Source organism: Microbacterium sp. UBA3394 (genome assembly GCF_002358725.1).
Lineage (GTDB): Bacteria > Actinomycetota > Actinomycetes > Actinomycetales > Microbacteriaceae > Microbacterium > Microbacterium luteum.
In genome coordinates, this window is sequence record NZ_DEPK01000048.1 from 11,246 (window position 1) to 22,494 (window position 11,249).

The 11,249-nt window shown below is 70.5% G+C and carries 13 protein-coding genes; 7 read left to right on the forward strand and 6 right to left on the reverse strand.

Annotated elements, in window-relative coordinates:
- The 3 genes from B4E30_RS02470 to B4E30_RS02480 form a co-directional block, all read left to right on the forward strand.
- The coding region (locus B4E30_RS02470; protein WP_286793333.1) for a hypothetical protein at positions 1-700 on the forward strand (700 nt) is incomplete at its 5' end.
- The gene (locus tag B4E30_RS02475) at positions 697-1,704 is read left to right on the forward strand and encodes a glycosyltransferase (RefSeq protein ID WP_286793334.1); all 1,008 of its coding nucleotides are present in this window, start codon (positions 697-699) and stop codon (positions 1,702-1,704) included. The genes B4E30_RS02470 and B4E30_RS02475, both read left to right, overlap by 4 nt.
- 18 nt (positions 1,705-1,722) lie before the next feature.
- A complete protein-coding gene (locus B4E30_RS02480) occupies positions 1,723-2,682 on the forward strand; it encodes a nucleotidyltransferase family protein (RefSeq protein ID WP_286793335.1) in 960 nt (319 codons plus the stop codon).
- On the opposite strand, the gene B4E30_RS02485 is transcribed toward B4E30_RS02480, so the two are convergent.
- Positions 2,593-4,029 (reverse strand): PqqD family peptide modification chaperone, encoded by a 1,437-nt coding sequence (locus B4E30_RS02485; RefSeq protein ID WP_194383761.1) that lies wholly within the window; start codon positions 4,027-4,029, stop codon positions 2,593-2,595. The two genes, B4E30_RS02480 and B4E30_RS02485, sit on opposite strands and share 90 nt — an antisense overlap.
- A gap of 270 nt (positions 4,030-4,299) precedes the next feature.
- Here B4E30_RS02485 and B4E30_RS02490 point away from each other — a divergent pair, with 270 nt between their 5' ends.
- Positions 4,300-5,052: an alpha/beta fold hydrolase gene (locus B4E30_RS02490; protein WP_194383762.1), complete on the forward strand. Its 753-nt coding sequence runs from the start codon at positions 4,300-4,302 to the stop codon at positions 5,050-5,052.
- A gap of 474 nt (positions 5,053-5,526) precedes the next feature.
- On the opposite strand, the gene B4E30_RS02495 is transcribed toward B4E30_RS02490, so the two are convergent.
- From B4E30_RS02495 to B4E30_RS02510, 4 genes are all read right to left on the reverse strand, one after another.
- Positions 5,527-7,206, reverse strand: coding sequence for a helix-turn-helix transcriptional regulator (locus B4E30_RS02495; protein WP_286793336.1), 1,680 nt, complete (start codon positions 7,204-7,206; stop codon positions 5,527-5,529).
- Between the two features lie 435 nt (positions 7,207-7,641).
- Positions 7,642-8,205 carry a VanZ family protein gene (locus tag B4E30_RS02500; RefSeq protein ID WP_286793337.1) on the reverse strand — a complete coding sequence of 188 codons (564 nt, stop codon included), beginning with the start codon at positions 8,203-8,205 and terminating at the stop codon, positions 7,642-7,644.
- 79 nt (positions 8,206-8,284) lie between these two features.
- A complete protein-coding gene (locus B4E30_RS02505) occupies positions 8,285-8,638 on the reverse strand; it encodes a hypothetical protein (RefSeq protein ID WP_286793338.1) in 354 nt (117 codons plus the stop codon).
- A gap of 115 nt (positions 8,639-8,753) precedes the next feature.
- A complete protein-coding gene (locus B4E30_RS02510; RefSeq protein WP_286793339.1) occupies positions 8,754-8,963 on the reverse strand; it encodes a hypothetical protein in 210 nt (69 codons plus the stop codon).
- Positions 8,964-9,085: 122 nt separating this feature from the next.
- On the opposite strand from B4E30_RS02510, the gene B4E30_RS02515 reads away from it, so the two are divergent.
- From B4E30_RS02515 to B4E30_RS02525, 3 genes are all read left to right on the forward strand, one after another.
- A complete protein-coding gene (locus tag B4E30_RS02515; protein WP_286793340.1) occupies positions 9,086-9,244 on the forward strand; it encodes a hypothetical protein in 159 nt (52 codons plus the stop codon).
- Positions 9,245-9,294: 50 nt separating this feature from the next.
- Complete coding sequence (locus B4E30_RS02520; RefSeq protein ID WP_286793341.1) at positions 9,295-9,885, forward strand: TetR/AcrR family transcriptional regulator; 591 nt, start codon at positions 9,295-9,297, stop codon at positions 9,883-9,885.
- A 71-nt stretch (positions 9,886-9,956) separates the two neighbouring features.
- Complete coding sequence (locus tag B4E30_RS02525) at positions 9,957-10,793, forward strand: SDR family NAD(P)-dependent oxidoreductase (protein ID WP_286793342.1); 837 nt, start codon at positions 9,957-9,959, stop codon at positions 10,791-10,793.
- A 78-nt stretch (positions 10,794-10,871) separates the two neighbouring features.
- Here B4E30_RS02525 and B4E30_RS02530 read toward each other — a convergent pair.
- On the reverse strand, positions 10,872-11,249 hold a 378-nt coding region (locus B4E30_RS02530), incomplete at its 5' end, for a DUF805 domain-containing protein (RefSeq protein WP_286793343.1).

The following is an 11,249-nucleotide window of genomic DNA, read 5'->3' on the forward strand; positions in this document are numbered from 1 at the left end:
CCGCGAGGGTTCGCTCGGCGCAGCGTGGCGCTCCTACTGGAGCCGCCCGGTGTTGCGGCGGATCCGTCGGGTCGGGGCGCGACTGCTGCTGCCGCTGCGCTATGGGCGAGGCGGCGAGGCCGCGCGCCGCGCGGCACTGCCTCCGCGCCACTCGGCGTATCGCGCGCTCGATGCCGGGCTCGCCGGTCGCCGCGCCCGGGAGCACGGCGGCACCCTCAGCGATCTTCAGGCCGCGGCCATGGTGGGAGCGTGGCCGGGCGAGCAGCGCGTGGTGAGTCTGCGGTTCCCGGTGTCGTTCCACTCGTCGGCCGCGTCGCACATCCGCAACCACGTACGCGACATGTCGGTCTCCGGCGATGCCGACGCCGATCTGTCCGCGACCGTGCGCGCGATCCATCGTCAGGTCGAAGAGCGCGACGACGACAAGCCCTACCCGCCGGCGCCCGGATTTCCGATCGGCTACAGCACGCTGCTGCCCTGGGTCTCCCGGCCGCGCTTCTTCGCGGGGGCGAGGATCCTCGATGTCGCGCCGTTCCCGGCGAGCCTCGGAACGGACAGCCTCGCCGCCGCGGGCATCATGTACAACGGCCGGCTGTTCATCGGCGCAAACATGTCCACGACCGCCGATGTCGAGCAGACCGTCGGGCGCATGTACGAGCTCATGACCGGCCTCCCCGACCCCGGTCGTCCGGTCGCGTGAACGGGAACGGGAACGCGCCGACCGTCACGGTGGTGCTGCCGTCGTACCGGCGGCTGCACCGCCTTCCGCCACTCATCCACGAGTACCGCGGCCAGGGCGCCGATCAGATCGTCGTCGTGCTCGACGGTCCGCACGAGGGCTGGCGCGATGAGCTCCCGCTCGGCGACGACGCCCTCGAGATCGTGCAGCTGACCGAGAACGTCGGACTCGCCCGCGCCCGCATCGCCGGGCTCGAGCGCGCCCGCGGAGACGTGGTGCTCGCCGTGGACGACGACGTGATCCCCGGCCCGGGGCTGGTCGCCCGCCATCGTCGATTCCACGCCGAGGGCGGCGCGCGGGTGCTGCAGGGCTACATGCCCGTCTCCCTGCCGACCCGACGCGGGTCCGACCAGGCCCCGACCTATCTCTACGCGCGCGACTACGATGCGCAGGTCGCCGGGTGGCGGCGCGGCGACTCCGACACCATCCTCGGCTCCCTGTGGGGTGGGAACGTCTCTCTCCCCCGATCGCTGTATCTCGCGGTGGAGTCGTTCAGGGCTTCGGAGCGTCTGGAGTACAACGAGGATCTCGATCTCGGCATACGCCTGGCACGCGTGGGGGCCACCGCGGTCTTCGACGATCGTGCGATCGCCGCGCACCACCATGCCCGCGGCATCACCGCATACATGAGGGAATGCGAGGTGCGCGGACAGGCGGTCGCCGACCTCGAGCGCCGATGGGGAGAGCGCCCCGGCCAGCTCACGCCGATGGTGACGATCCCCCGGTCGTACTCGCGCGTGCTCGGCGCGATTCAGCGGCGGATCGCCGATCACGACCGAGGGGGCGCGCTTCAGGCAGCGGTCGTCGGCGCGTACCGGATGAGCGGGGCCCTGCACGCCTGGCGACTGCAGGATGCCGCGACACGGCTGCTGCGGCGGGCGCTCATCATGCGCGGCTACCGCCGGGCGCTCGAGGCTGAGCGCACGTCGCGCGTCGACACCGCCGTCATGCGGCCCGGAACCTGACCGTCGGCGGTGACGCGCGTGGACGCCCGCCCCGTTCCGATCGATCTGGCCGACGCGATCGATCTCGGCCACGCATGGATGCAGGGGATCGCCGAACGGAACGGCATCCGCGTGCTGCTGCTGAAGGGACCGACACTCGCCCGGCAGGGGGTACGGCCCGCGCATGCTTCCGGCGACGTCGACGTGCTGGTGAGCCCGGACCGCTTCGAAGCGTTCCTTGCGCTCATCGAGAAGGCGGGCTGGCAGCAGTTCCCCGACACCTTCGCGAGCGCTCGCTTCACCCTCCATTCGCGCACGCTGAGACACCCGGACTGGCCGCACTCGACGGACGTGCACCGCTACTTCCCCGGATTCCTCGCCGACCCGCTCACCGTCTTCGACCTGCTATGGCATCGTCGCGCCGAGGAGGCGTTCGCACACCGGGTCTGTCAGGTGCCCGATGCCGCGGCGAATCGGCTGATCACCGCTCTTCACGCGTTGCGGGGCGGTCCGCAGAATCCGCGTCACCAGCGCGACCTGGCGCATCTGCGGCAGTCACCGCTCACGGGAACGCAGCGCGACGACCTCGTCTTTCTCGCGCACGCCACGGGATGCGCGGTGACGCTCGAGACGGAGCTGCGCGCGTGGGGGGTCGACATCGTGCCTTCAGCGCAGGAGCGGTCGGCGCCCGGGCTCGACGACTGGCGCGACAAGGTGCGCGGCGCGCAGACGCCGGCGCTGCTGTGGTGGACCGCCTGGCGGCGCGCCCGAGGCCTCGATCGCCTGCGCGTCATGTGGCGGGCCATCTGGCCGAGCCGCGAGGACATGCTGCGCCATCGTCCCGGCGTCCGCGACCGTTGGGCCGACATCATGCTCGCCCGCGTGCGGCGCTGGGGACGCAGCGCCCGGTCACTCTCCCGTGCGCTCGGATGGGCGGTGTCGCATCCCTCCATCGACGGACGCCAACCCTCGCGTGAGCAGGTCGCGGAGGAACGCTGAGACCTGCGCGGGCACGTCATCACTCGTCGGCTGCGACACGGAGATCACGCGTTCGCAGATCTCCGCCTCCGTCCCACCCTCGGCGAGCGCACGCCAGATGACTGCCGCCGAACCTTGCAGAGCGACGGGGGCGCGGTCGTCCCGCAGCGAGCAGGCGACGACGTCGTCTGCTCCGGTCCACGACACATCCGGCGCCACAGCCCAGTGCGCGGCCCCACGCTGCAGCAGCCCCGCCTCCTCGAGCTCTCTCACGGCCGATGCGACGAGAGTCGCAGCATCGTCCGACGGGGGCGTGCCGTGCAGACCGACGGCGCTGGCGCGCAGCGTCTCCATGGACGCCCCGGACGCGTGCCGCCAGAGCGTCGGGGCGACCCCCGCGAGAACATGGACGACAGCCTCACCGCCGGCGTCCTCGCCGTCGGTGTCGTCGTCGCGCCGGAGCACCGCGATGCGGTCGGGAGAGGAGAGGCCGACCGCATCGAGGTGAGGCGAGCGCGCGTACGGCTCCGGAGCCACCTCAGGCGGGGGTGCCGCCACGAGGGGCGGTTCGACGAGTTTCGTACCGGCTGGTGCGGCGCCGACCGCGGCCCCTGTCGCTGTCGCCGCCGGGAGGACTTCACCCCACACGTCGCTGAGCTCGCGGGCATCGGCGTAGGTCGCGCGCACGACGCCGGCGGTCGCCGCCACGTGCGACGCGATCGTGCGCAACGGCGCAGGAAGGTCGGCGAGGAAGCTCGACTGCGCCACGAGGTCGGTCAAGGCGTCGCCGAGATCCATCGCCTCGACGCGCGGCGTGCCCCCGGCCGACGCTGCCCCGTCGATCCGATCGAGGACGACGATGCGCCCGAGCCGAAGTGGACGTTCTCGCACTCTCAGCCCGAGGTCGGTCGGGGCCCATTGCGACTTCGCGGCACGCTCCGGCTCCTTGACCGAAAGCGGCTTGCGGTACGCCCACACGCGCCCGTCGGCATCGATGGCCACGACTTCGTCGGAGACGTACTCGAATGCCGCGCCCGCCGCCTGGCAAGCTGTCGTCTTGCCCCGTCCCGAGGGGCCGACGAGCGCGATCACACGCCCGTCCTCGGCGGCGATGCCGGCGGCATGCAGCATCCACAGCCGACCTCGGTTCAGCTGCAGCGCCACGCGGGTGACCTCGCCGGCGAGGACCGAGAGCCAACTGTTCGGTTCGCCCGTCGGCACCGCCTGCACGTGCGCGTCGGCCGGGCCCGGCGGGGCCACCGCGTCGCGCCAGCACCGCTCGACCAGTTGCCACTGCTCGCGGTCGCAGGCATGACCGTCGATCCGCACACGGCGCCCGAGGGCATCGACGACCAGCGAGCGCTCCACGGTTCCGGAGTGTATCGGGCGCGCCACCCCGGGCCCGACCGCCACCGCGGCCGCGCCGGGTATTCGCCGGCAAGGGCGCCCTGGCCGGGCTCGTTCGCGTTCACAACTCCTCAAATCGTGGCGTGACAGCTGCCTGGCAGCGGCTGTGACCTCCGGGCCGACGCGGATTTGAGGAGTCGTGAACCGCGTCGCCTGCTACGCAACGCTCGGCGGGGCTGGCGGCAGTTGCACACCCACCGGCCCGCGTGATGCACGCCCTAGGATGAGGCCGTGGTCACACCTGTCACCCTCCCCCGCCTGAGCTGGGGAGATCCGCGTGCCCCCGCGCGGGCATTGCTCGTGCACGGCCTCGGCTCCAACGGAGCACTCATGTGGCGATTCGGTGTCGCCCTCGCCGACGCCGGATGGAGGGCGAGCGCCGTCGATCTGCGCGGCCACGGCACCGCGCCGCGAGCGCTCGACTACACCCTCGCCGCCTATGCGGCAGACGTCGCGATCGCGCATCCCGACGACGATGAACCGTGGGACCTCGTGATCGGTCATTCGCTCGGCGGGGCTGCGGTCACGCTCGCGGCCGCCGACAACCCCACCTGGACGCGCCGCCTCGTACTCATCGACCCCGGCCTGCGGATCACCGACGGCGAGCGCGGCGCGGTGCGCTCCAGCCAGGACGAGGCCTTCATGGACGTGACGGTCGACGACGTGCGCCGAAACAATCCGCGGTGGCACGAGCAGGACCTCGAGCTCAAAGCGCTCTCGTCACGCCAGGTCAGCCGGTGGGCGGTCGCCGAGACCGACATCCAGAACCCGGACTGGGATGCGCGCGCCGCGGCTGCTGCCCTGCGCATCCCGACCCATATCATCGGCGCCGACCCCGCCGTCTTCTCGATCTTCACTGGAGATCTCGCCGCCGAGGTCTGCACCAACCCGCACATCACGATGTCGGTCGTCGAGAACGCCGGCCACTCCCCTCACCGCGACCGCCCCGACGAGACCCTCCGCCAGCTGTTCGCAGCCCTCTGACGGGAGCCGCATGCGGAGGGCGTTCGCCCAGCTGCCGACGGCGGGTCGATCGGGGGCGCGCGCCGCTAGACGGCGCGTGTCCGGGCCCACGTGTTCACAACTCCTCAAACTTGCGCGAACCGGGCCGCGCATCCGGCGAGGTGACGGCCGACCCGCGCGTTCTTGAGGAGTTGTGCACACGACATGCGATGCACACGACACGCGACCCGCGACACGCGACACTCGATGCGCGACGCGAGACGCGCGATGCCCGACGCGCGCGACACACGATGCACGCGCCACGCGACACAACGCACCGCGTCCGAGAGCGCGCACGCGTCTCGGGTCGCCCCCCAGCCGTTGACCCGAGACGCACGCGCAACGATGTCGCCCGCCCCCTGTGGGCGTCCTTGGTCAGTGACCGTCGGGTACCGTCGCGTGAAGTCTATGAATCCGGCCGCGCCGGCTCACTCGTATCGAATGACAGTCGTCGTGTCAGTCCGCTGCGTCGATCACGCGGGCGATCTCACGGCGGCTCGAGAGCCCGAGCCGCACGACGATGTTCGTGACGTGGTAGTCGATCGTGCGCTTGGAAAGGAACTCGATCGCGGCGATCTCGTCGCTGGTGTACCCCTGAGCGACCGCACGGGCGATGCGTACCTGCTGGGGGGTGAGCGAGGCAAGCGGATGCGCGGCGCGCTCCCGTTCGAACCGGGCCATCATCCGATCCACGATGCGTTCGCACCGCTCGGCGAGCGCCAACGCGCCGAGCCCCCGTAGCTGAGCGATCACGCGGTCCCACACCTCCCGCGCGCGGTCCGGATCCGGTGAGCCCTCATCGCCGTACCGGACGAAGTAGCGGCCGACCACCATGAGCACCCACACCTGACCCATCGGGTCCTGCGCGGGGCCGAGCACGGTCAGCGCGCGCTCCGCCGCCGCCAGCGCATCCGAATGACGCTGCTCGAACTCCGCCGCGAGGCTCGCACATGCCCAGTAGTACGGGTCGTCCACCGCATCGCTGGTCAGCGCCCAGTCGGTCAGGCGACGGCGAAAATCGGCGAAGCTGCGTCGGTTCCAGGCGGCGACCAAGGTGAGAACCCGCCACTCCCCGTCTCGATACGGATGCCGGTATCCGGGCTCCTCCGAGTCGTCCAGCGCGTGCTGCAGCCCATCCCAATCTCCCCGGGTGACCGCCTCGACGATGCGCGCATGCAGCATCACCATCGCAGCAAGGTTGCTCGGCGTTGTTTCGGCGAGCGCACGCGCCTCGCGAAGGTCGGCCGCGCCCGCATCCAGATCGCCCGTCACCACCCGCAGCAATCCGCGCACGGCGAGGATCTGGGTGCGGATCCAGTCCCGTTCGATCGTCTCGTTCGGCTCACCCAGGCGCTCCACCTCGACCGCGGCATCCGCCCATCGGCCCTGCCGAATCCGGATGAACGCGAGCAGCACACGCGCATGGCTGATGAAGCCCGGTCGCGAAGCGGCCGTCAGGCGAGCGCCGCGGGACAGATTGACAGCGGCGCGTTCGAGCGATCCGTGCAGGTGATTGACGTCACCGAGGGCGATGAGCGCCAAGGCATGTTCGCTGGAGAGGAGGTTGCGGCTGCGCAATGGCGCCAGCGCGGACTCGAGAGCGACAACGGCCTCGTTCTCCGTGCCGGTGTGAGCTTCGACCATGGCCGCCATTCCGAGCAGGTCGAAGCGCCCGATCTCATCGTCAGCGTCGGCCGACTCGGCATCGAGAAGGGCGCGAACCGCCGCGAGGCACCGCGCTGCCACCACCCACGCACCGGAGGCGATCGCGCCGAGTGCGACGTAGGCGATCGCCGCGCTGCGCAGCGATGTCGCGCTCGCGATGGGGCGGTCGTCTGTGGCGGCGATCTCGTCGGGGCTGATCGCCAGCACAACCAACGCCGCCTCGTCGATGCGACCCTCCCCCACGAGCACACTCGCCAGCACGCCGTCGCGCTCCACGCCCGCATCGAGCGCGGAGATGTCATCGATGTGAGACATGAGCAGGTCCACCCGGTGGCTGCGCAGCGCCATCGCGCAGGCCGCCCGCAGCATCCGAACGTCCGCCGCGTGCTGCAGGGCGACGGTGATCGCGCCTGCCGCATCTCCGCGCACCCACGACGCCCAGACGCGGTCGTGGGGCGAAGGTGCGGGCATGGCGTGTCCTGTCTTTGCGGGATGGATACATTCTGGCCCCAGCGGCACCGTCCCCGGAGGAGCCTTGTGCAGACGACGCAGATCGATCCAGCGCCCCCTCCTGCTCCGCAGTCACAACCTGCGGGTCGTCCCGCCCCCACACCCGCACTAAGTGACTGCGGAGCGATGGACGGCACGTCATGACACGCAGCGGAACCGTTGCTCGGCCGGACGCCAGATCGGGCCAGGCGATCTCTATTGGATCGCGACAGGCGGTCCAATTATGAGGTCTACTCGATGCAAGCAGTCCACTGCCATCGAGGAGGCGACACCATGCTCATACTGGCCCTGTTCGGAACGCTTTCCGCCGCCGGCATCATCGCCACGGTGCGCGCTCTCGTCACCGACGGTCAGCGGCGCATCCCGACCCGCGGTCGGTGACCGCGCGCCGACGTCTCAGGACGCCGGTCGACGACGCCACCACTGCCACACCGCGACGGCGAGCAGTCCGATGCAGGCGCCGGCAGTGTTGGCGACCATGTCGAGCTCGCTGGGCGTGCGGCGATCGAGCAGAACACCCTGCACGCTCTCGATCGCGAGCGTCAGGACGATCGCGATCGGCAGCACGAGAGCGCGATCGCGCAAGATGAGCGTCAGCAGCACCCCGAGCGGGACGAACAGCAGGATGTTCGCACCGAACTCGAGGCGGGCGTACGTGAGCATCGGCACGACCCGGGTGATGAGGCGGATGAGCGGGCCTGCGCCCGCATCCACGGGCGACGGCCAGAAGGCGATGAGAGTGAGGGCGACCAGGTAGGCGCCAAGAATCCACGCCGCTATCGAACGCTCACGCGGGGCCGCGCTGACGGTCGCCGGGGCGTCGTGCGTGGGCGGTGCCGGCGATTCCTGCGACGGCCGCCGGTCAGGCGGCAACGGCGGTCGCGGCGGCACGGCGATCTCGGTTCGGTGCGGCGGCGCAGCGATGCCCGGGCGTTGCGGTGGTGGCTGCTCGGGCATCATCCCATCATGCCCGGCGCCGTCGCCGACGGTGTTGCGCCGGCGTTACGACCGGGGCCGGGCGCGCATGACGAGATCCGCGTCAGGAGTCGGACCAGCCCTCCAGGTCGGGATCCCAGCCGATCTCTTCATGCGGTGCCGCATACGAGACCCCAGCACGCTCCTGGTCGGGGTAATGGCGGTGGCGGCGCATGTTCGCGGCCGCCTCCGAGAAGTCGGGCTCCTCCCCGTCCCAGTCGATGGGAGCGGACAGCACGTCGTTGCCGACCCCGATCACGAGATCGGCCTGCGCGACGGACCCATCCTCGAGAACGATCGGGATCCTGGCCGCCTCGGCCTCACGGTGGCTGGCGATCGCGGCCGTGAGGGTGACAAGCACCTCGGCGACATCGTCACTGGTCATGACCGATTCGCCGGCGTAGGTGATGCATCGCATGCTTCTACTGTGCCCATGCACCGTGTTCACAGACCGGGGGTTGTGGTTTCCCGGTCAGCGGGGTAGCTCCGCCTTCGCGCAGGGCTGGGCACCCGGGCTCAGCGCGGCTGCACGTTCAGAACTCCTCACGCCCGCTGCATCCGCGCGCTCTTGCCGTCGATTCTGTAGGGCTGGCGCGCGATCTTGAGGAGTTGTGAACGATGACCTTCGGACACCGCCCGGCTTCGATGCGACTGTCGCCGGATACCGCGGGCTCGGCTACCGCCCGAGGTACGCGCACCACCCCGTCGTCGAGCACGAACTGTTCTCCCAGGATGTCGCTCACGGCGCCGAGCCTAGAGCTCGAGCCGGCGCGGCGACCGATCACGTCTCCCCCGCATCCGCAACCCCCTGCACGTACCGCCGCGCAGCCCGTTGAGTGGAGATGACGAAAGGGGAACAGCCACCATGGCCACAGAAGATCCGACGCACCGACACGACGACGACAGCGCCGCCCCCGGCCCGAACGAGGGCACCCGCGGCGCCGGTTCGGAGTCGCCGGAAGAGGGAGACGCCGCGATGGATGCCGCCGAAGAAGCGACGGTCGGCGACCGCGGCGACGACTGACCACGTACCCGCCCCTGGCAGTTTCTGCCAGGGGCGGGTACGGTGACGGTATGGCCGCACCGCAGGCATCCGCGTCGACCGACGCACGCCTGCGTGCATCCGAGGCCTGTTGCGCACTCTTCATCGAGCGCGGCACCACCGCACTCACGATCGCCGAGATCTCGAACGAGATCGGCATCTCCGAGCGCACCTTCTACCGCTACTTCGCGATCAAGGCCGAGAGCATCGCCCCCGTCTTCGACTGGACGACACGCACCTTCGACGACGTCATCGCGACCGCGCCCCCCGCCGCCCCGGTGCGCGAGGTCCTGCAGCAGGGGTGGCGAGCAATGCTCGGCGGCACTAACGACGCCCGGACGCGGCTGCTCTTCCCCCTCGTGTTCGCCGACCCCGAGATGTGGTCGGTTTTCCTTCGGAAGGTGCACGACGGCGAACGCGCACTCACGCCGCTCCTCGCCCCGCGCCTGGGACTCGAGACCGATGACGTCCGAGCACGGGCGGCGTCGGCCGCCGTCGCCAGCGCGACGCGCATCGCGCTGGAGGAGATGGTGATCCGCGGCGCCGATCCGGAGGAGTCCTTCCTCCGCCTCGTTGACGCCTTCGACGGGAGCCTGCTCACGGCGAACCCGCCCGGCTCATGAATTCTCTCGTCGCCGAGACGGCCCGATCGGCGACGCGTCTTCCCGATGGGCCACGACAAAGGAGGTATCCCATGACCGGTCTTCTCGAAGGAAAGGTCGCCATCGTCACCGGCGGAACCAGCGGCATCGGCCGCGCGAGCGTCGAGCGCTTCGTCGCCGAGGGTGCGCGGGTCGCGATCGCCGACATTCAGGACGAGGCCGGGCAGGCCCTCGCCGACGCGCTCGGTGATGCGGCGATCTACGTGCACACCGACGTCACCGACGAGGCCGCACTCGAGGCTCTCGTCGCGACCACCGTGGAGGTGTTCGGCAAGCTCGATGTGATGTACAACAACGCCGGCGCGCAGGGCGACCCGTCGCCAATCCTCGAGGTGGGAACCGAGGGATTCGACAAGACGCTCGGCCTGCTCACGCGCAGCGTGATCCTCGGGCACAAGTTCGCAGCCAAGCAGTTCCAGGCGCAGGGAACGGGCGGATCGATCATCTCGACCGCGAGCGCGGCGGCGCTGCAGGGCGGCTGGTCGGCGGCCGGCTACACCACGGCCAAGCACGCGGTCGTCGGCATCGTGCGGCAGGCGACCGCGGAGCTGGCACCGGCAGGCATCCGCTCGAATGCGATCGCCCCCGGAATCATCATGACGCCGATCATGGCGCGCGCCTTCGGCGTTCCGCTGGAGCAGGCCGACGACTTCACCGACTTTCTCGCCGAGCGTCTCGCCGGCTCGCAGCCCCTCGGCCGCACCGGCACCCCCGATGACATCGCCAAGGTCGCCACGTTCCTCGCCAGCGACATGTCCGACTTCATGAGCGGCGCGGTCATCCCCGTCGACGGCGGCGCGACGGCCATCACGCAGGGATCGTTCGCCGCCGACGCCGCACAGGCGGGCCAGGAGTACGCCGCACGCTGAGCGCTGAGCGCTGAGCGCTCACGCGACGCGGGCCCGTCACCTACCGAGGTGACGGGCCCGCGTTACGGATCTGGCGGATCAGGCGTCGAAGCGCGCTCCGGCCGGGTCGCTGTCGAGCACGAACAGCACCAGCAGGATGATGCCGCCGACGACCGGGATGAAGCCGAGGAACCAGAACAGGCCCGAACGGTTCGTGTCGTGCAGACGGCGCCATGAGAGGGCGAGGGTCGGCACGATGATCGCAAGCCACCAGATCACCAGCAGCGCGATCCCCACACCGAACAGCGGACCGGGCGCCGACGCGCCGGTGGTCGAGTCGATGCTCGCCCCGGCGAAGCCGCCGATCGCGGTGATGATGTAGAGCACCGTCACGATGATGATGTTCGCGAGGTACCACCACCAGAACTCGCTGCGGCTCGCGCGGCCGCTGAAGGTCGCGTACTTCTTCCAGAAGCG